This is a genomic window from Carnobacterium maltaromaticum DSM 20342, from assembly GCF_000744945.1.
Classification (GTDB): Bacteria; Bacillota; Bacilli; order Lactobacillales; family Carnobacteriaceae; genus Carnobacterium; species Carnobacterium maltaromaticum.
Map to the genome: position 1 here is coordinate 2718928 of NZ_JQMX01000001.1, position 24942 is coordinate 2743869.

The following is a 24942-nucleotide window of genomic DNA, read 5'->3' on the forward strand; positions in this document are numbered from 1 at the left end:
AATTTTATAGGTAAGAAAGTAGTATCAATAAGGTGAAAAATGCTAGAAAAGGGTGGCCAAAGCGACATCCTAAAAATACATCTTTGGAGGAGAATATACATGAATGGATTAATGAATTGGTTAGAAAAATATATCATTCCAGTAGCTTCAAAAATTGGTTCTCAAAAACACTTAGTAGCGCTACGGGACGCGTTTATTGCTACGATGCCAGCAACCATGGCAGGTTCAGTAGCTGTTTTACTAAATGCCTTCTTCCGTGATTTCCCAACTGAATGGGGTTGGTTAGGTTTCGTTGAATTTATGAAGCCTGTGGTAGCGGTTAATGGGTTTGTTTGGACAGGTACTTTAGCAATTATGGCGGTCGTTTTCTCAATGACTTTAGGTTACAATTTAGCTAAAGCTTATAATGTAGATGCTTTATCTGGCGCTGTAGTATCATTAACATCATTTTTTATGGGTCTAACTCAAACTGCATCAACAGCTTTAACGCTCGATGGTGAATTACCTAAAAAAGCAATCAGCATGATTACAGCAGCTGGTGGAACTGTTACAGATGGTAATGTTATCAGTGCAGAAGCTTGGGGATTCTTTAACTTCGGCAAACACATGGGTGGTACAGGATTATTTACAGCAATTATTTTCGGTTTTATCGCAACAATTATCTTTTCTAAATTAATGCTAGCAAAAATTACAATTAAAATGCCTGACTCTGTTCCACCGGCAGTTGCTAAAGCTTTTGCTGCTATTATTCCAGCGACAGTGGCATTATATATCTGTGGAATTATTAACTATGGTTTCACAACCTTAACTGGTCAACCAATTATTGACTGGATTACAGAAACAATTCAAACACCATTATTAGCCTTATCGCAAGGTTTTGGTGCCGTAATTTTAATTGTTTTCTTAGTTCATTTATTATGGTTCTTCGGAATCCACGGTACAAACGTAATGGCACCAGTTTTACAAACCATTTATGGTAGTGCAATGACAACAAACATGAATGCTTATCAAAGAAAAGAAATGATTCCTTACAAATGGGTAGCAGGAAGTTTTGAAGCATTTGTTTGGCCAGGTGGAGCAGGAGTAACATTGATGCTCATTGTGGCAATTCTAATTTTCTCTAAACGAGCAGATTCTAGAACAGTTGGTAAATTAGCTTTAGGACCTGGTATTTTCAACATTAATGAACCAGTGATGTTCGGTATGCCAATCGTTTTAAATCCACTTTACATGATTCCATTTATCTTAGCACCTATGGCAACAGCTTCTGTTGCTTATGTTGCAACAATGGCAGGGCTGGTCAATCCGGTTGTGGTTAGTGTAATCTGGGTAATGCCAGCGGGAATCAGTGGTTTCTTAGCCACGGGTGGTGATTGGCGTGCAATTATCTTAACTCTAGTTAACTTAGGAGTAGCATTGGTTATCTGGATGCCATTTGTCTTAGCTGCAAATAAAGTGCCTTTAGAAGACTAAAGGTAGTTATAAAATAAGCGAATTAAAAAATTCACCCATGCTCAAATAATTGAGTGTGGGTGAATTTTATTGCAACTGAGAATAGAAACTAATTTTATGTTACAAATATAAGTTAGCAGTATTTTCGATACACCAGTATTAATGATTAATTTCAGTTTGCGAGTTATCGCGATCCTAAAATCTAACGAAAAAAAATAACCATCTAAACACTTTGGCAAGTTAGATGGTTTAATAGTACTATCATAGTAGTCATAGTCTTTTGAACAATTTTACTTTAAAAGAAACTATGTTGATGCATGGTTTCTTTTTCAATTCTTTCTATCACCCCTCCCTCCACCTTGCTATTATATTCATGCAAATATTCAAATCCTTACAGCCAAATCTAAAAAGTTAAAATAAATCTAAGCCTAATTGTTGTGGGGCTAAGTTTTCAAAGCTTAGGTCTAATTCTTTTTGTAAAGCTTTTGCATTTGGAGCCGCGTGCCCTCCAGAATTATTATTGAATATAACGGCAACTTCTTTAGCATCGAGTGCTAAGGTTTCTACATATCCTTTGAGTTCCTTAATTTCTGTTGGAGAATAATTATACAAGGTCCTTTTTTTTCGCCAATCGGGACTACTGGACTCCAACCAACCTGTAAAATTCCGACCATGCAAACGTAAAAGAGTCAGTGATGGATTGGTTACGTTAAGAACCATTGGAATACTATTTGTCTGAGTTTGAGGTTGATCAACTGTTGTTTGGATAAACTGTAATTCAGTTAAAAATTTAAGTGTTGCTCCATAATGATTTTCCGAAAACCAACTATTATTTCGAAATTCAATTGCGACAGGCAATTCACCCATCCAATACCGAATTTTTCGTAAATAATCGACATTTTCTTTGGTACAAGCAAAATAAGGCGGAAATTGAAATAAAAAAGCCTTAATGCGATTGGCCTCGAGCATAGGTGTGAAAGAAGCAATAAAAGCTTGAAACATCGCTTTTTCACTTGGAAAGTAATCTCCCCATTCTCGATGGGCAGTCATAGCTTGAAAAGCTTTTGGAATAAATTGAAAACCATCAGGTGTTTTCCCCATCCAATTAACAATATTCGTTTCGGGCTGAATGGAATAGAAACTAGTATCCATTTCAACAAAAGGAAAATGTGCTGTATAATTTTCTAATTCTTTATTTTTATCTACGAGCAAAGATTCGTGACCTTTCCAATTTGTTAAACCAATTGTAATCATAGCAACCTCCTTATAATAAAATGCTCCTTGAAACTGATAGCTCTGAAAGAAAAATAGGAAATGGAAGGAATGCTTTTTTTGTCATTTTTACCATTCATCTTTTTTCCGAAGAGTTGGTTCAAAAGAGCTAGCCTAATAAAAAGCTCGTTGAGCCGGTTAGCTCCAGCAGAAAAATAGGGAATGGGAGGAATGGCGCTTTTTGTCATTTTTTCCATTCATCTTTTTTCCGAGGAGTTGGTTCAAAAGAGCTAGCCATAATAATAGGACTCTTTTTCTTTATTTTAACCTGCATTCCCGAATTGTGTAACGATAATCACTCGAAAAACCGCTATAACGATTGATATATAGCGGTTTTTTTGTAGACTTATAACTCGTTATATAATATAATGTATAACGAGGAGTGTTGATATGGCAGTTATTTTTCAGACAAACAAGAAAACGGGCATTACTTATGCCTATCAGAATGAACCCTACTGGGATAAGGAAAAGCAACAATCACGCGCTAAGAGGACACTGATTGGAAAAGTCGATCCGGTTACAGGTGAAATCGTCCCAACACGTTCGTACAAAAAGAAACCGGCCCCGACTTCATCGGAAGTTAAGCCAGGGCCGATTCCAATGACACAAGTCCGAAGAATCTTCTATGGGGCAGGTTATCTGCTCGATCAAATTGGCAAGCAGACAGGCGTATACGCGGACCTTAAGGCCATCTTCCCGGAGCATTATAAGCAAATTCTGTCGATCGCCTATTACTTGATTCTCGAAGAGAATAACGCCTTGAGTCGTTTTTCCCATTGGCAAAAACTGCATCATCACCCGTATTGCCAGGATATTCCTTCACAACGAAGCAGCGACCTATTCCAAGCAATCGATGAGGAAGGCCGGATGGCCTTCTTTCAGAAACAAGGCAACCGCCGGATGGAAAAGGAGTATTGGGCATTTGACACTACGTCGATATCGAGTTACTCAGAGGTCTTATCGCAAGTGAAGAAGGGACGAAACAAGGAACACGACCGCTTGCCACAAATCAACTTGGCACTCTTGTTTGGGGCGCAATCCGGACTGCCCTTTTATTACCGCAAGCTCTCCGGAAATATCACCGATGTTAAAACGGTTCGGCAACTCATGAAGGAATTTGATGTAATGGGCTACAAAAAGGTCAACGTGATATTTGATCGAGGTTTTTACAGCAAGGATAATATCAACGCCTTGTATAAACACCACCAGAAATTCGTGATAGGAGTGCAACTCAAACTCAAATATGTCAAGGGTGTGTTGGAAGCGGAACGTGAGAACTTGAAACTTTGGTCAAACTTCGAAACACAGTTCACCACCTACGGTGTATGTCGCACAATAAACTGGGAATACGAACAGGAACGTCCGTATAAAGGTGATGTGATAAAATTGGAAAAGCGCGCGTATCTGCATCTGTTCTACAATCCTGAAAAAGCGATTAAAGATCAGGTAGACATGAACGACTATCTGACAGCCCTTCACCAAGATCTGAAGGAAAATACACTAAAAGATTATCGTATGAAAGATTATGATAAGTACTTCGAAGTTACTGAGACACCTAAACGAGGGAAGAAAATCACGCCTAAAGAAGAGGCGATGCGCAATGCGGTTAGAAATTATGGTTACTTCGCCTTGCTTTCTAATGAGGTCAATGATCCGTTTGAAGCGTTGTCTCTTTATCGCAGCAAGGATGTTGTTGAAAAAGCCTTCGGCAATTTAAAAGAGCGCCTCAACTTCAGAAGAATGCAAGTTTCATCCGAATTGTCCCTGAATGGGAAGCTTTTTGTGGAATTCATCGCCTTAATCTACTTATCCTACGTGAAAAAGAAGATGCAGGATGCCGAGCTATTTAACCAATGGACCCTTCAAGGTGTACTGGACGAACTGGACATGATTGAATTATTTGAGGCCCCCGGGCACGGTCGCGTGTTGGGAGAGGTTACGACGAAGCAGAAGGAATTATACGAGGCGTTAGGCGTTGCCCTTCCCTCGTTATAAATTCCGGGAATTCAGGTTTTAACGCATGAATCAATTTATAGGAACTGAAAGTTAAAAAAAGTATTAGCTAAATATAAAAAAATTAGTAACGAATCACTTTTTTTTGTCAAAATACAACAGTTATCTAGAAAATTAAAGTGAATGACCGTTTTTAAGTTCTGTATAGTGGATAATATAGGGGAAAATCTCAATTATACTTAGCTTATCAAGGTTCATAGTTGTATCTAAATATCTAAAAGCCCATTTTTATGAGCCAATCCGTCGAGAAAAGATACATTGTATGTGTTTTCTACCTTATTTAGTCAGTTCAATCAATCTTATAGTAATAATTAGGAGGAAATATGGAATGAAAAATAAGATCATTACGTTGTTTTTAGTCACAATGCTGGTTTTTCAAGTTTCAAGCCCAGCACTTATTTATGCGGAAGGAACGGCAACTGAAACCAACTCTAGCCAGCACGATGCTGAGATTCCTGCAACAGCAGAAAGTTCGTTGCCAACAGGAATTGCACCAGTTGAAGAACCTACTACGCAGGTAGAAAATGAAGAAAATTCAACTGAAGTAGATACACCTACTAAGCCAGAAGAAGTACCAACTTCAACTCAAGCTGAAGAAAATCAACCAGTAGAATCTAATGAAGTTAAGCCTGAGACTACTAACAAACAGCCTGAAACTTTAATAGAAAAGGCACCAAAATTAGCTATTACAGATAATTTATTTACGAATATAAAAATGTATAAAATCAATGGAGACGAAGTTAAAGAAAATGATATTATTCCGAATATGTCGGGAATTAAATTAAATATGACCTTTTCTTTTACAAATAAAAATTATCAAACAGGAGATACTTTTACGACTCAGTTGCCGCCTCAAATAGCGATTGCCAAAGATTTATCTGGTGATTTCAGTCCGATGACATCAGCAAAATGGGCGATTAATGCAGCCACAAAAAAATTAACAATTACTTTTTTAGAAGATAATATTGCCTCAGAAGAGTACAAATTGAGTTTAATTACTTCGTTAGAAAAAGTATCAAATAGTGCTGAAGAAAACCAAGAAATTATATTTACAACGACTCCAAATGAAACGATTTATCATTTAGAAGTTACCTCAAACATTGATTCAGGAAAAAGTAGCACAGCTATTACAGTAGGGGATTTTAATCCAAAAACAGCTAAAATAGAATCAATATTTAATTTGGATCGGACAGATAGCGCGAATCGTCGATTTACAGTTGAGCCTTACCAAAGTGATAGTAAATTAGTTTTTGATTCAGTAAAAGTTTCAACTAGTGATGTAGACTTTAATGGGGTACTAGTTGGAGAAAAAACGGAGTTGACGGAAGGCGTCGACTTTCAAGTTACGAAAAAAAATAGTGGAACTTATCAAGCAACAGCAGAAATAAAATTAACGAATAAGTTAAATAAAAAAGCGATTATTGTTGAATCTTCCCTCTCAGGAATTAATGGAAAATCTTATATAGATGATTCAACTAGTGGCAATGAGTACAATTATTTTTATTCATATTCTTACACATATGAAGATGGGAAAAATTCACAGTATTCATTTGCTAGTCAAAATTTCTACACGGTTCAGCCATTAACAACTAGTGGAAAAATCAATAAAGAGACAGGATTCATTGATTGGACAATTGATTATAATTTTAACGAACAACCGTTAACAACGATGTCGAAATTAACAACTGATCTGGCCAATCAAGGAGTTGAGTATATTCCTGATTCTTTAAAAATTGAAAAAATTGGATTTAACTATATTAGTGGAAATAACTATACAGTCATTGAACAAGGGGATGGTGCTGATCAGTGGGGAACCCCAAGCATCAACACTAATGGCACGATCCAAATGAATGCCAACGGTGCTACAAATCAAGCGTACCGTGTAACCTATTCAACTAAAATCACTGATCCTACTGAACGCGTGATTACGAATAAAATCAGTGATGGCACTACGCAAAAAGAAGCAAAAATTAGTTTAATTCCAAATTTACTCCAAAAAGAGTCAGGTAAAATTGATGTCTTTAACCAGACAATGGAGTGGAGTATTACAATCAATGCTGAAAAATATACCATGAAAAATCCTGTTATTCATGACTATTTTATTGATTCAGTGGTCAGTCATACCTCTTTAACCGTTAAGAAAAAGTTGTCAGAAACACAATTTGAAAACTTGACGGAAGGAATTGATTATAAAGTCACTCTTTTTGATGAAACAGGGTCGCCAGTGGGTGCACAACCCAATGTAAATGGGGCGCCAGCAAGTTTCAATGGTGGAGTTCGGATTGACCTTCTTGGGGAATACGCTCAATTGAAAGATACCCTAGTTGTGACTATCAATACGAAATTAAATACTTCAGAAGAAGAAACAGAAATTAAAAATAAAGCTACGCTAAATTATGGGGATGTTCCCGGTGTAATCGAGTATGAAGCTAAAGGGACATTTATAGATCCTTACTACACAGGCGGGCAAAAAATGGGTGAAGCAGCTGTCTCAGATGGTCAGTATTTATACCAAAATTGGTTGATTTTAGTGAACTCTAAAGGAAGTAACTTTAATCAAACAAGTCTATCGGATACGTTGCCATTAGGTAGTGAACTTGTACCAGGCTCATTGAGATTTGAGGAAGTAACTAGCCAGTCGATGTTAGATAACATGAGAAATTACTTGCGCTATGATTACAATTTAGTTCCAGTTGGAGATGATGTTTATCCAACAAAAATTGATACAGAAAACAATGCTCTTAATTTAGAATTTAATAAACTGGGTAGTAAACGTGTCTATGTTAAATATAAAACACGAGTGAAAAAAGATTGGTACACCTACAATCAATTGAAAAATAAAGCGGTAGTCAAGTATGACACCAAAACGGCAGAATATGAAACAACCGTTTATGCATACAACTATGAAATGGCTTTAACTAAGGCAGTTACTTTAGATAGTGCTAAAGAAAATGTAGCGAATTGGACAGTCACAACTAAAAGTATTTCAACAAACTTGCCAGTTGAAAATCCGGTGATTTCTGATACTTTGGATAATGGCAGTACGAATGCGGCTTACGATCCAATTTCATTTGTCGTTAAAAATACGGCAACAGGTGAAAAAATAAGTAGTGATCACTATAGCTTGAAAATTACGGGGAATACTTTTACAATAACATTTACAGATTATAAAGCTGAAAGTAATATTCAAGTAACTTATAATACAATTAGCGAATTTCCAGGTGGAGTAAAAAGTAAAGCGCAGGTTGATTCAGCTAGTTATGTTGGTTTAAATGCGTATTACAGACAAGCTGAAGCTGCGATTAATTTAGGTTTCTCCAGTGGGAGTGGTTCTGGAATTGTAAAAACCGCTGATTTAACGATTTTAAAAGTCGATAATTTAGACGAAAGCACATTATTAGCTGGCGCTACTTTTGAAATTTTAAAAGCTGATGGAACTGAAACTGGGTTGAAAGGTGATACAGATGCACAAGGTGAATTAACCTTTACTGGTTTGCCTTTGGGAGACTATCAACTAAAAGAAACCAAAGCACCAACTGGTTATGACATTAATCCAGAATATAAAACAGGTAAATTGATCAGTTTAACTGAGTCGATGCTTCCAATTAAAGTGACAAATGAACGCACCTTTTTAAATAGTGTTACTTTGAAAAAAACAGCTAAAGAATCAAATGAATCTTTAGCAGGGGCTGTTTTTGAATTACAAGATGAAACAGGCACTCCTTTAGAAAGTGCATTAACAACGGATGTGAATGGTACCTTAACATTACAAGATTTGAAAGTTGGATCGTATCAATTTGTTGAAACCAAAGCTCCAACTGGGTATAAATTAGATGAAACTCCATTGACATTTGAAATCAAAAAGGGCCAAACAGAGAGTGTTGAAGTGGCAATGACGAACGAGTTGCTCCCTGGTGGTGTCGTACTAACTAAAACCGATGAACAATCAGGTGAAACTTTACAAGGAGCCGTCTTTGAGCTTCAAAAGAATAACAAAGAAGTGATTCAAAGTGGATTAACTACTGATAATTTGGGTAAATTAGCTGTGGATGAATTGAAACCTGGTTCGTACCAGTTTGTTGAAACAAAAGCGCCAACAGGTTATGAACTAGATACAACACCAGTAGAATTTACGATTGCAAAAAATCAAAGTGAAGCAACAGAAGTCACAATGACAAATAAACTAACGCCTAGTGGTATTGTGATTACTAAAACTGACGATCAAACTGGTGAAGTTTTAGCAGGAGCCGTTTTTGAGCTGCAAGATAGTGAAGGAAAACAAGTTCAAAGTACGTTAACAACGGATGAATCTGGTAAAATCTCCGTCAATGATTTAGCTCCAAATGCATACCAATTGGTTGAAACCAAAGCCCCAGTAGGCTACCAATTAGATGCAACTCCAGTTCCATTTAAAATTGGAAAAGGTCAAACGGAAGCTCTAAAAATAGCTATCACGAATAAAGCTAATCCTAGTAGCGTTCTATTAACTAAAGTGGATAGTCAAACAGGGACGGTTTTACAAGGAGCGATTTTTGAGTTGCAAGATCAAAGTGGAAAGGTTCTTCAAAGGGACTTAGTAACTAATGCTTCAGGCAAATTAGCTGTTTCAGGTTTAAAACCTGGTTCTTATCAATTTGTTGAAACCAAAGCTCCGACAGGCTATCAATTAAATCAAGAACCGGTTGTCTTTACGCTTGAAAAAGACCAGACTGAAGCTGTTAACATAACGGTTTCAAATGAGTTGATTGCAGGTGTTGTGGTCTTAACAAAAATTGATGAGCGCAGTGGCGAAACATTAGCAGGTGCAGAATTTGATTTACAAGATAGCCAAGGGAATAAATTGATTCAACATATGGTAACCGATGCTGCTGGAAAATTAGCTATCAATGATTTAAAAGCAAATGACTATCAGTTAGTTGAGACGAAAGCCCCAGCTGGTTATCAATTAGACCAAGAGCCAGTTATTTTTACAGTAGAAAAGGGGCAATCTTCTGCGCTTCAACTATCTAAAACAAATAAAGCGAAACAGCAAACAGTTAGGGTCCAAAAGAAAGATGCTAAAACAGATGAATTACTAGCAGGAGCTATCTTTGACTTACAAGATAAGGATGGAAAAGTTATCCAGAAGAACCTGGAAACAGGAGAAAATGGAACCTTAGAAATCTCAGATTTAGCTAATGGAGACTATCAATTGGTTGAAACCAAAGCTCCAACGGGCTATAAATTGGAACAAACGCCAATGAACTTTTCTATTGCTCAAGGTAGTGATTTGATTACGGTAGATAAATACAATGATCAACTAAATAATAAGACTTTACCACGAACATCAGTATCAAAAAATAATACCTATACGCTACCTAAAACAGGAGAAAATCCTTCTGTTAAATGGATGGTTATAGGAAGCTTAGTGGTAATGACAGCTATGTTAGCTTATATAGTTCAAAGAAGAAAAGGGGAATTACTAAAATAATGAACGCTTAATTTTAGTAACCACCAAGCGAAAACCCAATCCTGAATTTTTGGATTGGGTTTTTTAGTGTTCAGTAAAATAAGGGTAACCTTTTATGTCAGATAATTAAGATTCGAAAATTATGTATAGTTAATAAATTCACTGTAAATGCCTTAGTATTTTATTAAATACTTAAAAAGTTAGGCGTGGCTAAAAATAATGTTTGACTAACCTTATATAGATGCTATAATAAGAATATCAAGATAAGGTTAACTTTATTCGCAAGCCCCTTAAAACAAAAAATGGAACTTTCCTTTTGGAGAATTTCTTATTTTTCTAAAGTAGTTAAAATTGCCAAGCTTAAAAGGCTCAACAAACTTTTTATCAAGGCTAGTTCTTATGGGCCAGTCCTTCGGAAAAAAGATAAATTCCTAAAAAAGTAAAAAGATACTTTTCTTGAAATTTCCTATTTTTCTGCCAGGCCTAAAAGGCTCAACAAACTTTTTATCAGGCTAGTTCTTATGAGCCAACTCTTCGAGAAAAAGATGAAATTTCGAGGTGACAAAAAGCGTCACATCAAATTTCCCTATTTTCTTGCCAGAGCTAAACGGCTCAACAAACTTTTTATCAGGCTAGTTTTTATGAGCCAACTCTTCGAGAAAAAGATGAAATTTCGAGGTGACAAAAAGCGTCACATCAAATTTCCCTATTTTCTTGCCAGAGCTAAACGGCTCAACAAACTTTTTATCAGGCTAGTTTTTATGAGCCAACTCTTCGAGAAAAAGATGAAATTTCGAGGTGACAAAAAGCGTCACATCAAATTTCCCTATTTTCTTGCCAGAGCTAAAAGGTTCAACAAACTTTTTATCAAGGCTAGTTCTTATGAGCCAACTCTTCGAGAAAAAGATGAAATTTTGAGGTGACAAAAAACGTCACATCAAATTTCCCTATTTTCTTGCCAGAGCTATACGGCTCAACAAACTTTTTATACGAGGAGTGTATATAGTGATTCAATTAAAAAATATTAATGTGTCCTATTTTGGACATAATGCATTATCAGATATTACAACAACAATACCGACAGGGCAGTCGATTGGAATTATTGGTCCAAATGGAGCTGGGAAATCGACCTTACTTAAATCGATGTTAGGTGTAATCAAAAAAGATTCGGGTGAAGTCTACATAAACGACCAACCTATTTCAGGATTCAAAAAGAAAATTGCTTATGTAGCTCAGCGGAGTGAGATTGATTTAACTTTTCCAATTACCGTCTTTGATACTGTTCTAACTGGAACATACCCAAGTTTAAAATTGTTTGTTTTTCCAGGGAGAAAAGAGAAAGAACGTGCAAAACTGGCTTTAGAAAAAGTTGGGTTAAGTAATCTTGCTAAGAAACAAATCGGCAACCTTTCTGGTGGACAATTACAAAGAGTTTTTATCGCTAGAGCACTTGCACAAGATGCAGATTACTACTTTTTAGACGAACCTTTTGTTGGGATTGATATGGTTAGTGAAAAAATCATTATCGATATTCTCAATGAACTTAAAGCACAGGGGAAAACAGTCTTAACCGTCCATCATGATTTGCATAAAGTCGTGGATTACTTTGACCACTTAGTCATCTTGAATAAAAAGTTGATTGTCTCTGATCAAATTGATAAAGCTTTTACGGCGAAATTTATCCAAGAAGCGTATGGTGATTCTCTAGGGGATATCGTTATAAAAGGAGTGGAGGGGTAAGTATGGATATTTTATTTTCAATTTCAGATGCAACGGGTCTGTCAGTCACAATGATTAACGCCTTGTTGTCATCGATTATTTTAGGTTTAATTTCAGGCATTATCGGAAGTTTTATTGTTTTAAGACAGCTTTCTTTAATGGGAGATGCTTTATCTCATGCCGTGTTACCAGGTGTGGCACTGTCATATATGTTTGGCGTTAATATGATGGTTGGTGCAACATTTTTTGGACTTTTAGCATCAATTTTAATTGAGTTTATTATCAAAAAAAGCAAAATTAAAACGGATACGTCAATTGGAATTATTTTGAGTACGTTTTTTGCACTAGGAATCATTTTGATAACAAAAGCCCATAGTGGACTTGACTTAAACCATGTTTTATTTGGGAATATCTTAGCTGTTACACCACAAGAAATAGGAACATCAGCGATTATTCTCATTTTAGTACTAGTTACAGTCACATTATTGTATAAAGAATTATTGATTACCTCGTTTGATCCAGTAATGTCAAAAGCATACGGATTGAAGAATAATTTCTATCATTATCTATTGATGTTATTATTGACAGTTTTTACTGTCTCTGCGCTGTCACAAGTCGGGATTGTCTTAGTTGTTGCTTTATTAATTACTCCAGCAGCAACGGCGTATCTTTGGTCAAATAAATTACTTCATATGATGATAATGGCATCAGCATTAGGCACAATCAGTGGAATTATTGGAGTACTAATTAGTTTTAGCTATGATTTGCCAACCAGTGCAGCTATTGTTTTAGTCGGAGCGAGTTTTTTCACCATCTCATTTATACTGTCACCAAAAAATGGATTCTTAAAACGAAGAAAAGAGGAGATAACGATATGAAAAATAAAATGATTTATTTAGTCGGATTAGCAGTTATATTGCTGACTGTAGCAGGTTGTTCTGCAGGTAGTAGTAACCAAGATAAAAAAAAGGCAGACTCGACAGGGAAAATTCAAGTTGTAGCAACCTATTCAATTATTGCAGATATGATTGAGAATGTGGGCGGGGATAAAGTTGATGTATACAGTATGGTTCCAGTTGGAACGGATCCGCATATTTATGATCCAACCCCTAGAGACACAGAAGCTGTTGAAAAAGCGGACATTGTTTTTTACAATGGCTTAAATCTTGAAACAGGTAAGGGCTGGTTTGATAAAGTTATTACTAATAGTCGTAAGGAAGATGTGACATTTGCTGTTAGTAAGGGTGTTGAACCAATGTATTTAAGCGAAGCAGGTCAAGAAACAGAAGAAGACCCACATGCATGGTTAAATGTTCAAAATGGGATTAAGTACGTTGAGAATATAACCGATGAATTAAGCAAAATCAGTCCAGAAAATGCAGATTATTTCGAAAAAAATAAAGAAGCCTATGTAGCTAAATTAACTGAATTAGACACGCAGGCAAAAGAAAAAATGTTGTCTATTCCTGAAGAAAATCGTATCTTAGTTAGCAGTGAGGGTGCCTTTAAATACTTCTCAAAACAATATGGGCTACAAGCTGAGTATATCTGGGAGATTAATACAGACAGTCAAGGAACACCAGGACAAATGAAACGAATTGTAGAGCGTATTAAAAAGGATGATGTAAAAGCATTGTTTGTGGAGACTAGTATTTCTCCAAAAACAATGGAGGCCGTTTCCAGAGAAACAGGCGTGCCAATTGTGGCAAAAATATTTACTGACTCTTTAGCAGATAAGGGTGAAGATGGCGATACCTACTATGATATGATTAAATGGAACATTGATAAAATATATGAAGGTTTATCTGGAAAAACAAACTAATTTAAAAAATTATACGGGAAAGACTAAGGGAAGAAAATGCCTTAGTCTTTTTTTGTTCGATACGTACATATAAGGCAGGATTAGAATCATTTTAGATCTGTTATAGAGAGCTGAAAAAAAGTAATTAAATTAAAACTGTGTAGATTATTTAAAACTATGTGTAAGCGCTATTTTTTTGTGAACCTTTATAGAATGGGAATAAACAGCGTATTTATTTGGCACGACTCTTGCATTAAATAAGAGGGAGGAGGAGTTGTGTAAAAATAAAACATGGTTTAATAGTAGGTTAGTTCCAGCTGTTAAAAGAATAAAACTATGTAAGGGTTTTCCTGCTTATTTGTGCGTATAAAATTAATTATTGGAGGTTTTTAATATGATGGAAGCATTATCTGCTTGGCTAGAGAAGCATTTACTCCCGATTGCGGCAAAAATTGGTGCACAGAAACACTTAGTCGCTTTACGTGATGCCTTTATTGGTACAATGCCAGCAACAATGGCCGGTTCAGTAGCGGTTATGATTAACGCAATAATTCGTGATTTACCCCCGCAATTTTTCTCAGGTTATGTTGGTGGAGATATTCCTATAATTAAGGAAATTATTTCTATAAATGGCTATATTTGGAATGGAACTTTAGCTATCGCTGGTTTAATTTTTGCTTTTTCTTGGGGCTATAACCTCTCTCGAGCATATGGTGTCAATGATTTAGCTGGTGGGATTGTTTCATTAGCTGCATCTATTGCAGGTATAACATTCTCATTTACTGGTAACTTGGCAACAAGTGTTCCAGCTAAAATGGTTGAAACAATCAATGCAGAATCAGCAACAACTGGTTGGTCAGCTACTTCTCAAGGAATTACAGCTACTGGTTGGGGTTGGATTCCATTAAATAATTTAGATAGTAATTTCTTCTTTACCGCAATGGTTATCGGTTTCGTTGCAACAATGATTTTTTGTAAATTGATGTTACGAGATATGACAATTAAGTTACCAGATTCAGTACCACCTGCTGTTTCCAAAGCCTTTGCAGCAATTATTCCCGCAACAGTTGCTTTATATTCAGTCGCTGTTTTTTATTGGGCATTCGCAAAATTGATTCCGAATATGACGTTCTTAGAATGGATTCAAGAAACAATTGCTAAACCTTTGCTTGGTTTCTCTCAAGGATTTGGTGCTGTAGTTGTTGTGACTATCGCGATTCAATTATTCTGGTTCTTCGGTATTCACGGTATGAACGTTTTAGCACCCGTTTTAGAAGGTGTCTTTGGTGTTGCACAACTTAAAAACTTAAATCTCTTCCAAGAAGGTGGAGTTGAATTAGTTAAGGCAGAAGGATATAAATGGGTTCGTGGTTCATTTGATGCTTATTCAATGTTTGGTGGTTCAGGAGGAACAATTGTCTTAATCGTTGTTATCTTGATCTTCTCTAAACGTGCGGATTACCGCGCTGTAGCTAATTTATCTCTTGGACCTGGTATTTTTAATATCAATGAACCAGTTATGTTTGGTTTACCAATTGTTTTAAATCCAATTTTATTTATTCCATTTATGCTTGCACCAGTTGTTTCAGTATCCATTGGTTATTTTGCAACGATGTTGGATTTAGTGAATCCAGTTTCTCAATCAATAGTTTGGGTAACTCCTCCGTTCCTATTATCCTTCTTAGCAACAGGAGCTGACTGGCGTGCGCCTATTGTCACATTAGTTTGTGTATTGGCTTCATTTGCAATTTGGGCACCGTTTGTTATTGCAGCCAATAAAATGGATCCTAATTTAGGTGAAAGTGAGAATCAAGAACAATAAAAGTGAAAATCGTTAAATCAGGAGAGTTTCTTGATTTAACGATTTTTTTGTAGTGCAACTATGAATGGCATAAAAAGCATGGTGGATCTTGATATTTTTTAAGTAAATCGGATTTGTTTAATTGAAGCAAAATAAAGAGTAGAGAAGAATCCCTGTTAATTTATTTAACTATTTATCATTTTTTTTTAAGATAACAACAAAAGATGATAAAAAAGAGCATGGAAAATTGCTGTATGGCTATATATAAATAGGAATAAATAGAGTACGATAGAGTAATTAAAAAACGAATTTTTTAATGTTGAATTGAATGACTAAAAAATAAATAGAAATTTTTTATTGGTAATAGTTCTAACGTTACTTATTTTATTAGCTGTGCTAGAATCTACTAAACAATAAGTTGATTATGGAGGTTATGTAATGAAAAAGGGAGTTTTGATTGGTAGTGGAGTGGTTGTTCTGTTGAGTACGGTTTTTTTTATTTTTATAATGATGAATAAAACAGAAACAAAAGAAAATATGGCTACTCTTACTTCCGCTTCTGGGATGGAGATTATGGGCTTAATAGATGAAAAAAAGGATGGAATTATTTATATAGGTCGACCAACTTGTGATAAATGTCAGGCTTTTCAGCCAAAGCTTGAAAAGGCACTTGCAAAGAATAATCAAGCTATTCTGTATTACAATACGGATGAAGGTAAGAAAACAGATATAAAAAACTTTGAAAAAATTGTTAATGTGACAGACATTCAATCTGTGCCAGCAGTTCTGGTAGTAAAAAAAGGCCAAGTAACGAATCGTCTTTCCAACTTCAAAAACCAGAATGAAATCAATCAATTTTTGTTAGAAAATAAAGGTTAGGGAGTTACTCTATTATGAGATTAAAAAAAGCAATTGGGTTATGCGGATTAAGTGGGCTCTTCTTTTTTTTGTTAAGTTGTCAGCCAATTCAATCCAATAAAAATTTTATTGGGGAGCAGCATAGTCAGGCTGAAAGCTCACCTGTGGAAATAAAAATAAAAAAGACAAACCAATATGGTGCTAACCGTAAAGGCGCCAAGGATAATGAGCAAAAATTAGAAACCTTCGTCGCTGAAAAGTTAACGGGAGATTATGGTATTTATACAAATTATTTAGATACGGATCAAAATGAAGAGGTTGCTACAGGCCATGAGGTCCTTAGTGAGTCAGCAGGACTAATGCTACGCTATGCAGCTTTGAAACAAGATGAAACACTATTTAAAAAAACATGGGAAACAACAGTCGCAACCTTCAATGAATCAACTCAATTCAGTTATCGGTTTAGTCCAAAACTGCAAAAAAGGTATCCAGTTAATGCAAGTGTCGATGATTTGCGAATTATTCGTGGTTTAGCAGAAGCTCAACAATTTATACCGGGTGCAACGTCTGAGAATCTTGTTACACAATATGGTAGTCGCTTTTACAAAAAAATGGTTAATCAAAACAAACTGGTTGATTTTCGAGATAGTCAGTATGATATAACCAATAAATCCATTACTTTGTGTTATATAGATGTAAAAACATTAAGTTTATTGCCAATCGCAGTTGAAGACAAGAAAGCCTTAATAGATGCACAAGAAATGATTTTAACAGAAGGCTATCTAGGGGATCAATTTCCTTTCTATCAAACACGCTATGATTATACCCAAAAAGCTTATATTGCTAGTGAAGAAATCAATGTTATCGAGTCACTCTTATCCATTTTGCATCTAAGTGAAGCGGGAAAAACGAAGTCACAAAGTATAGCTTTTATTAAAGAAAATGTTGAGAAAGGGACTTTATATAATCGCTATTCAAAAACCGGAGAAGTTTTAGATCAGAATCAGTCGGCTGCAGCTTATGGAATTTGCGCAATGATAGCTTCCGAAGTTGGGGATGAAGAATTGTACAATCGTGCGATGGATCGAATGGAAGCGAGTCAGATTCATGACCCAGCAAGTCCTTTGAACGGTGGATACGGAGATAGCCAAACGAATGCTTTATTTTCGTTCAATAATTTAATTGCTTTATTAGCCTATCAATATTAATTCTACAAGAAAATCTGATTCTATATATCAAGGCTAGTTCTTTTGAGCCAGTCCTTTGGAAAAAAGATAAATTCCCAAAAAAGTAAAGAGCAACTTTTACTGGAATTTGCTATTTTTCTGCCAGGCCTAAACGGCTTAAAAGAACTTTTTATCAAGGCTAGTTCTTTTGAGCCAGTCCTTCGGAAAAAAGATAAATTCCCAAAAAAGTAAAGAGCAACTTTTTCTGGAATTTGCTATTTTTCTGCCAGGCCTAAACGGCTTAAAAGAACTTTTTATCAAGGCTAGTTCTTTTGAGCCAGTCCTTCGGAAAAAAGATAAATTCCCAAAAAAGTAAAGAGCAACTTTTCCTGGGATTTCCTATTTTTCTGCCAGGCCTAAACGACTCAAAAGAACGTTTTATAAGGAGGTAAAGAAGTGAAACAACTAAAGAAGCTGTTACTTAACAGCGGGATAACTATTTCGACTGTTATTTCACCGTCGTTATTAGCAGTCTTTCTTGCAGCCATTGTAGCTGGGATTGCATTATTTATTCAACCTTTAATAGGAATTGCAGATAATGGTGACTTTTTAAGAATGTTGTACAGCAATGGCTTGTATCAATTACCAAAATATAGTGACCAATATTTCAGTTATTTTATTAAAGAGTATGGCATTATGCACTATTACAATGAACATGGTGCTAGTTTATTTTCATCAGAGCCACTTTTTATTCACTTAGCTGTGGTATTGAATAAATTGTTTTATAGCCAAACTATTTTTGATATCCGTTTTTTGAGCTTCATTTATTATGTTTTGTTTTTAGGTAGCATTTATTTATTAACAGAAGCTCTGACTTATCGAATCAAAGGTTGGAAAGGCTACTTCATTGCCCTTTTTGTAGTGATTATCTTTACAGATACAGCATATATAGCTTATTTTAACTCACTTTATAGTGAGCCAATTATGTTTATTATGTGTTTATATATTGTTTCTTCGACATTGTTGATGTGTCGGAAACGCTACAATGATGGTGTCCTATTGGTTTTGTTAACCCTTAGTTCGATGTTACTAATCACATCTAAGCAACAAAACGCGCCATTAGTAGTTTTTATTGCATTTATTTATATTGGGTTATTATTTATTAAAAAGACAGTGATTTCGCGAATGATGGTTGTTTTTAGCTTAGTTTTAGTATTAGTGACGGGTGTGGCAACTTATAAGTTAATCACCTCAGAATTTAACAAAATTAATCAATTTCAATCGATGACACGCGGTGTTTTACTGGAATCTGAGAATCCAGAAGCAACACTTAGTGACGGTGGAATTAGTGAACAATTTGCTTTATTAAAAGAAAATATTTATTTTCAAGAATATACAGCTATTGATGTAAATAGTCCTTATATGGTGGATAATTTTTATGAAAAATATGGATTCGGTTGGATTTTAAAAAATTATTTAGCCCATCCTAAAGAATTTTATGATATTTTGGATGTCGCTGCTCATGATATTCATGAAGTTCAAACCGTTGAAATGGGGAACTATGAAAAGAAAGTTGGGAAAAAAGCTAAAAGTCAGGCGACTTATTTTACTCTCTATAGTCGTTTAAAACGTACTGTCTATCCTAAAACGCTAGGTTTTTTAATTATTTGGACACTCGTCTATTTAGCTCTCTATTTTCCTAGCACATACCGAGCTTATCAACAAAATAATCCACGAGGCTTATTGCGTTATTGGTTGATTTTAGCTAGTATTGGCATGATTTTTGGAATTCTATTAATTTCTGTCGTGGGGGATGGAGACGCCGATTTGGCAAAACATCTTTTTTTAATAGCTGTTTTATTCGATTTTCTAACAATTATGACGTTAAGCGATATTTTATTCAATCGCTTATGGCAGCAAGAAACAGAATTTGATTCGCTGAAACTAAAATAAATGAATCAGGAGGGGGGATGCGTTAAATGATAAAGTGGTATAAGTTAATGGCAATAGGTTGTCTTTTCTGGTTAGTTAGTTGCTTTTCCTATCCGACATCCGTATTTGCTGATACAAAGCCAGACGAGAGTGAGATGAAACTATTACTTGTGTATGACAGTCTAGATACATCTGGTTCAGGTGAAGAAAAAATTAGTACTTTGCAACGTTTGCTCACTAGTTTTAATGTTGTGGTGACAACTATTTCAGTTGCAGAGTACCATGAAAACGAAATGTCTGATTTTAATGGAATCATTACATTGATTAATGCACCAGACTTGGCTATTGAAAATCCGTTTTATTTAAAGGATCGTGATGCTTTTACAGGATTAAAATTACATATTGGTGGTAATTTACCTATGAAATGGCAAAAGCAGCTTGGTATTGAATTGGAGCAAATTAATGGTGAACGAGGCAACTTAGTCAGTCTTAGTGAGAAAGCTAATGAAGTCATGGAAACGGAATTGACGGTTGAGGTTGCGGCTGGAATTTCGGAAGCAGCTGAAGAATTTGGACGAATAGATTTTGAGAACCACAATGAATTGAAACCTTATGGCATTTTAAATGGCAACTCTGCTTATCTTCCTTATCTAAAGCCAGATGGGTTGAGTTTTATTTTAACGAGCCAACTCATTCAAAAATGGTTGAAGCAAACTGGGACATTTAACCCTATGTTAGTTTTCACAGATGTGACACCTTTTTCAAACCTCCCTCTTATTAAGTATTTAGCAGATCAGTTATATGATGCAGGGATTCCCTTTGCATTAAGTGCAACAAGCGTTTGGCAAAATGTAGATTTAAAAGCAATGAAAAATTATACTGACATGTTACGTTATGTAGCGGCTCGAAATGGCGGGCTACTTTTAAAAACTCCTGAGGTAATGGGTGTTAGTAGAGAGCAACGCGATTTAGCAGCTATTATGCCGAAAACAATTGATGAACTAGTGGCAGATAATGTTTTTCCTGTAGGCATTAGTGCGCCGGCCTATTGGAATCAAGATACAGAATATCAACAAGATGGCTTGTCTTATAGTTCGACAGTTCTGTTGCTGCCTAACCCTAAGAAGCTTCAGTACCGAGATAAGACGACGACTGCTCCAATTTATGATACGACTTATTTTGGGTTGCCAGTCTCTTCACTAAAGGCAGTTGAATGGGGAGCAATAGAAAGGCATAAATTTAATACTCCGACAGCCTTGACTTATAAAATACCGGACACGAGAAAAGAATGGGATAACATCAATAAAGAGTTAAATCAGCTGCCTTTTTTATTTCGAGGAATAAATTTGAGAGAACACAATGTGGTGACAGAAACCAATCAAATAAAAGTGGAAAATGCGATTTTAACAGTTAATGGTGAACGTGAGTATCCGGAAACAATGGTGAAATCAGTAGCAGGAAAGCAAGCAAAAACAGTGAAAGATACAGGTAGTTTAACAGATTTTTTTAATTTACAGGACAAAATTTTCATCGTTATTATTAGTGCCACTTTATTTGTATTAAGTATCTTTTTTGTTATTGGCTATAATTTATATAAAGGAAAATATAGAAAGTGAGTGAAAAAATATGACGCTAGCAGATTATTTATTACTAGTCGCAATTTTTTCTATTTGGGGATTATTATTAGTTAATGTGGCCTTGATTATTGCGGGCTACATTTATTATATAAAAATAGAAGGAAAGGAACTTCCTGAAATTAAGGGTGTTCCACCGTTGGTGACAATTATGGTCCCGGCCCATAATGAAGGCGTCGTTATTGTAAAGACAGTGGAGTCATTATTGCGCTTTGATTACCCACAAGATCGCTATGAAATTATTGTCATTAATGATAATTCATCAGATAATAGCGCAGAATTATTAGCTGCAATTCAAGCCAAAAATCCAACTCGCCAGCTGCATATTATCAATACGGATGCTGTAGTTGGAGGAAAGGGTAAATCGAATGCTCTGAATATTGGTTTTAAACAGGCTAAAGGGGATTTAATTGCGATTTATGATGCAGATAATACGCCAGAAAAAACAGCATTACGCTATCTTGTAGCAGAACTGAGCAATGACGAAAAATTAGGTGCCGTAGTTGGGAAATTTAGAACTAGAAATCGCAACGCCAGTCTATTGACGCGTTTTATTAATATCGAAACGTTGTCTTTTCAGTGGATGGCTCAAGCAGGTCGTTGGCAATTATTCAAATTATGTACGATTCCTGGTACCAACTTTATCATGAGGCGAGAAATTATTGAAGCAATTGGTGGTTGGGATGAGAAAGCTTTGGCAGAAGATACCGAAATTAGTTTTCGAATTTACATGATGGGTTATAAAATCAAGTTTCAACCTAAAGCGGTAACTTGGGAGCAAGAACCTCAAACCTTAAAGGTCTGGTTTCGTCAACGGACACGCTGGGTAAAAGGCAATATTTATGTTATTGTGAAAAATGCACCGTTATTATTCAACGCAAAAGCACGTAAAATCCGTTTTGATATTTTGTACTTTTTATCCATTTATTTTTTGCTAATGACTTCGTTGGTTGTTTCAGATGTACTGTTGTTACTTAATTTGATGGGCTATGTGACGACAACATTGGCTGGTTTTAGTGGGTTGCTGTGGTTATTAGCAATCATTCTTTTCGTCGTAGGAACATTTATTACGATTACAACTGAAAAGGGTGAAATGACGTTTGGAAATTTGGGCATTATTTTACTTATGTATGTAACATACAGTCAGATGTGGTTAGCTGTTGCGGCATATGGAATGGTAATGTTTATTAAAGAAACAGTTCTAAAACGTGAAGTCAAATGGTATAAAACAGAGCGGTTTTAGCGAGAAGTGGAGGAAAGTTAGATGAAAAAATGGTTTTTAATGGGATTCGTTGTTATTTTTAGTATTGTATCAAGCTCAGTTGTAGTTTATGGAGCAGAAGCTGAACCACAAACGTTTATTACCAAATTTGATAATACAGATAGCTCCTTGACTGGGGTTTCAGCGACAACGAATTTATATTTTCAAATATTGGATTATTGGGAAGTCGATCAAGTCAGACTTAATTTGGACTATCAAATTTCTCAATTGACCAAAAATGATGTTTCGAGTGTGACGTTATCGATTAATGGGATGAAGTTCAATTCTTTTCGACCAACAGAAACAAGTCTTGAAAAACAGCACTTAGTGATTGATATACCTAAAGAACTAATTAAACAAGGTTCAAATGTATTAAAAATAGAAGGCGCAATTATGACGACCAACGGTGAAGATCAATGTAGTTTGACGGAGACACCTGCTGATTGGTTGCATATTTTTAAAGGCTCAAATGTTGGTGTAAATTATACAAAAAAAGAAATGCCAGAAACAATCCAAGCTTTTTATGAGCGGTTTAGTGGGATGGATTCTGTTGTTCATAAAGAGGTGGCCGTTATCGTTCCTGAAAAAGCCACTCCAACTGAATTAGAAACAGCAACCTATACCTTATCTGGATCTGCAAAAGCAAATGGACAAGATGATCAACAAATTCCAATCGGCACATTAAATGATTCGCATTTAGCGCAATTGCCACTTGTTGTTTTAGTAGCAGAGTATGATCATTTACCTGCTGACTATCAAACTAAAATTGATAAAAATAGTGTCAAAGAGCAAGCTATTCTAAAAGTGATAAAAAAAGAAAATCAAACGGTGTTAGTTATCACTTCTAGTGATAAGAAAGCATTAGTTAAGGCAGGACGGTATAGTGCAAACGAGGAACTAATGTCTGAAACACAACTAGTTAGTAAAGAGGTGTCTAAAGATTTAGATACGGCAACGTCTCATTTGAAAATTGAAGAGGATTTTCAAATGACAAGTACAGGAGATGAATTAAAAGGGCCTTTTCACCAAGAGCAAACTTACTTTATGTCGTTGCCAGCGAATCGTTCTTTAGCTGCAAATAGTCAAGTGAATTTGGCTTTTCGTTATGCTAAAAATCTTGATTTTGATCGTTCACTTATGACTGTTTCGATTGGTGGTATACCGATTGGTAGTAAAAAATTAACGAAGGAATATGCTGATGGCGATACAGCAACTTTTACCTTGCCGCCAGACTTAGATGTGTCAGGCAATTTTGCAGTGACCGTCAGTTTTGATTTAGAAATTAAAGATTTACAATGCACCCCTAGACAGGATGAGACTCCGTGGGCCTATATTTCTCCAGAGTCTATGATGAGGGTAAACACGAAAGATCGGACAGACTTATTGTTTGAAAACTATCCATTTCCATTTTTAAAAGATGGGAGTTTTAATCAAATAGCAGTGGTTTTACCGGAAGAGATGAATGCTGACTATTATCGTGGGCTGACGAATATTTTTAATTTACTAGGAAAATACGCGCAAGATAATACAGGTGAAGTTGTTTTTTATTCAAGTTCAGCAACGAAAGAAGAGCTAAAATCTAGCAATATTATTACTATGGGTTCAGCTCTAGATAATACGTTTATTAAAGGAATTAATGAGAAGTTATATTTTAAATACGATAAAGACGGAGCAGGATTTTTATCCAATGAAAAATTAAGTATTGAATCTAATTACGGACAACAAATTGGGACTGGACAGTTACTACACTCACCGTACACTGCTAGTAATGGGTTGTTGGTTATGACAGGAGCTACTCCGCAGTCCGTTTATTTGGCTTCCAAAGAGCTGTCGACTCAAGATAAAGTTCAAAAACATAGTGGAGATGCTTTTACTGTGGATAAAGATAATCGGGTTAATAGCTATCGCTTTAAAAAGAAAGGGGATATCGGAGAAGCAACGACCTTTGTTGATAAAGTTAAAAAGGAATCGAATCTTTTGTTATACCTTGGATTAGTGGGCTTAGTGTTAGCTTCAATTCTAATTGCCTTAATCTTAGCATTTAGAAAAAATCGTTTAGATAAGGAGGATAATGATGAAAAATAATAAATTATTATCCGATTTAGCCTTATTAGGTTTTCTATTATTAATGTTTATTATCGTCGTATTTACAACATTTGATCAAAGTAGTTTTGTTCAGAATATTATTTTTATGAACGTGGCCTTACTATTGGCGATTATCACATATTTTACAACAATTACAGCTGGTTTGATTTTAAATTTAATTTTTATCTTTTTACAAGGAAGTTATGCGTTATACCAATCTATTTCTACAAGTGAAACATTTGGAGCGAGCTTGTATTTTTGGTTAGTAATGACACCTCTTTTATCTGTGACTCTGTATATGTTTAGTTATCGAACACAGAAGCTACAAGCAGAAAATAGTCAGTTAGAACGCAAGAACCGTCAGCTAGGAATATTGGATGATGAAACGAGATTACGAACAATCCGTGCCTATAACCTGCATTCCCGAATTGTGTAACGATAATCACTCGAAAAACCGCTATAACGATTGATATATAGCGGTTTTTTTGTAGACTTATAA

16 protein-coding genes are annotated in these 24942 nt (G+C 35.5%); 14 read left to right on the top strand and 2 right to left on the bottom strand.

Annotated elements, in window-relative coordinates:
• The first annotated feature begins 99 nt into the window (after nucleotides 1-99).
• Nucleotides 100-1473, top strand: a complete 1374-nt coding sequence (locus tag BR77_RS12815) for a PTS sugar transporter subunit IIC (RefSeq protein WP_035065281.1) — start codon at nucleotides 100-102, stop codon at nucleotides 1471-1473.
• 390 nt (nucleotides 1474-1863) lie between these two features.
• On the opposite strand, the gene BR77_RS12820 is transcribed toward BR77_RS12815, so the two are convergent.
• Both BR77_RS12820 and BR77_RS12825 read right to left on the bottom strand, forming a co-directional pair.
• Entirely contained in the window at nucleotides 1864-2706 is an 843-nt protein-coding gene (locus BR77_RS12820) for a DUF72 domain-containing protein (RefSeq protein WP_015077609.1), read from the bottom strand.
• Nucleotides 2703-2921, bottom strand: a complete 219-nt coding sequence (locus tag BR77_RS12825) for a hypothetical protein (protein WP_015077608.1) — start codon at nucleotides 2919-2921, stop codon at nucleotides 2703-2705. Before BR77_RS12825 ends, BR77_RS12820 begins: the two co-directional genes overlap by 4 nt.
• Before the next feature lie 193 nt (nucleotides 2922-3114).
• Here BR77_RS12825 and BR77_RS12830 point away from each other — a divergent pair, with 193 nt between their 5' ends.
• The 13 genes from BR77_RS12830 (at nucleotide 3115) to BR77_RS12900 (ending at nucleotide 24879) form a co-directional block, all read left to right on the top strand.
• Nucleotides 3115-4719: an IS1634 family transposase gene (locus BR77_RS12830; RefSeq protein ID WP_034558278.1), complete on the top strand. Its 1605-nt coding sequence runs from the start codon at nucleotides 3115-3117 to the stop codon at nucleotides 4717-4719.
• A 346-nt stretch (nucleotides 4720-5065) separates the two neighbouring features.
• Nucleotides 5066-10207: a SpaA isopeptide-forming pilin-related protein gene (locus BR77_RS12835; RefSeq protein ID WP_015077607.1), complete on the top strand. Its 5142-nt coding sequence runs from the start codon at nucleotides 5066-5068 to the stop codon at nucleotides 10205-10207.
• A gap of 984 nt (nucleotides 10208-11191) precedes the next feature.
• Nucleotides 11192-11926, top strand: a complete 735-nt coding sequence (locus tag BR77_RS12850; protein WP_015077605.1) for a metal ABC transporter ATP-binding protein — start codon at nucleotides 11192-11194, stop codon at nucleotides 11924-11926.
• A gap of 2 nt (nucleotides 11927-11928) precedes the next feature.
• Complete coding sequence (locus BR77_RS12855; protein WP_010053567.1) at nucleotides 11929-12783, top strand: metal ABC transporter permease; 855 nt, start codon at nucleotides 11929-11931, stop codon at nucleotides 12781-12783.
• Nucleotides 12780-13727, top strand: a complete 948-nt coding sequence (locus BR77_RS12860; protein ID WP_035065284.1) for a metal ABC transporter substrate-binding protein — start codon at nucleotides 12780-12782, stop codon at nucleotides 13725-13727. Before BR77_RS12855 ends, BR77_RS12860 begins: the two co-directional genes overlap by 4 nt.
• Before the next feature lie 376 nt (nucleotides 13728-14103).
• The gene (locus tag BR77_RS12865) at nucleotides 14104-15528 is read left to right on the top strand and encodes a PTS sugar transporter subunit IIC (RefSeq protein WP_016356652.1); all 1425 of its coding nucleotides are present in this window, start codon (nucleotides 14104-14106) and stop codon (nucleotides 15526-15528) included.
• Between the two features lie 417 nt (nucleotides 15529-15945).
• Nucleotides 15946-16386: a thioredoxin family protein gene (locus BR77_RS12870; RefSeq protein WP_016356651.1), complete on the top strand. Its 441-nt coding sequence runs from the start codon at nucleotides 15946-15948 to the stop codon at nucleotides 16384-16386.
• A gap of 14 nt (nucleotides 16387-16400) precedes the next feature.
• Entirely contained in the window at nucleotides 16401-17573 is a 1173-nt protein-coding gene (locus BR77_RS12875; RefSeq protein ID WP_015077599.1) for a hypothetical protein, read from the top strand.
• 414 nt (nucleotides 17574-17987) lie between these two features.
• Nucleotides 17988-19484, top strand: coding sequence for a glycan biosynthesis hexose transferase WsfD (gene wsfD, locus BR77_RS12880; protein WP_010052595.1), 1497 nt, complete (start codon nucleotides 17988-17990; stop codon nucleotides 19482-19484).
• Nucleotides 19485-19510: 26 nt separating this feature from the next.
• Complete coding sequence (locus BR77_RS12885) at nucleotides 19511-21079, top strand: hypothetical protein (protein WP_035065288.1); 1569 nt, start codon at nucleotides 19511-19513, stop codon at nucleotides 21077-21079.
• A gap of 10 nt (nucleotides 21080-21089) precedes the next feature.
• Complete coding sequence (locus tag BR77_RS12890) at nucleotides 21090-22340, top strand: glycosyltransferase family 2 protein (RefSeq protein WP_010052599.1); 1251 nt, start codon at nucleotides 21090-21092, stop codon at nucleotides 22338-22340.
• Nucleotides 22341-22361: 21 nt separating this feature from the next.
• A complete protein-coding gene (locus BR77_RS12895) occupies nucleotides 22362-24443 on the top strand; it encodes a cellulose biosynthesis cyclic di-GMP-binding regulatory protein BcsB (protein WP_015077596.1) in 2082 nt (693 codons plus the stop codon).
• Nucleotides 24433-24879, top strand: coding sequence for a hypothetical protein (locus tag BR77_RS12900; RefSeq protein ID WP_236700872.1), 447 nt, complete (start codon nucleotides 24433-24435; stop codon nucleotides 24877-24879). Before BR77_RS12895 ends, BR77_RS12900 begins: the two co-directional genes overlap by 11 nt.
• The last annotated feature ends 63 nt before the right edge of the window (nucleotides 24880-24942 follow it).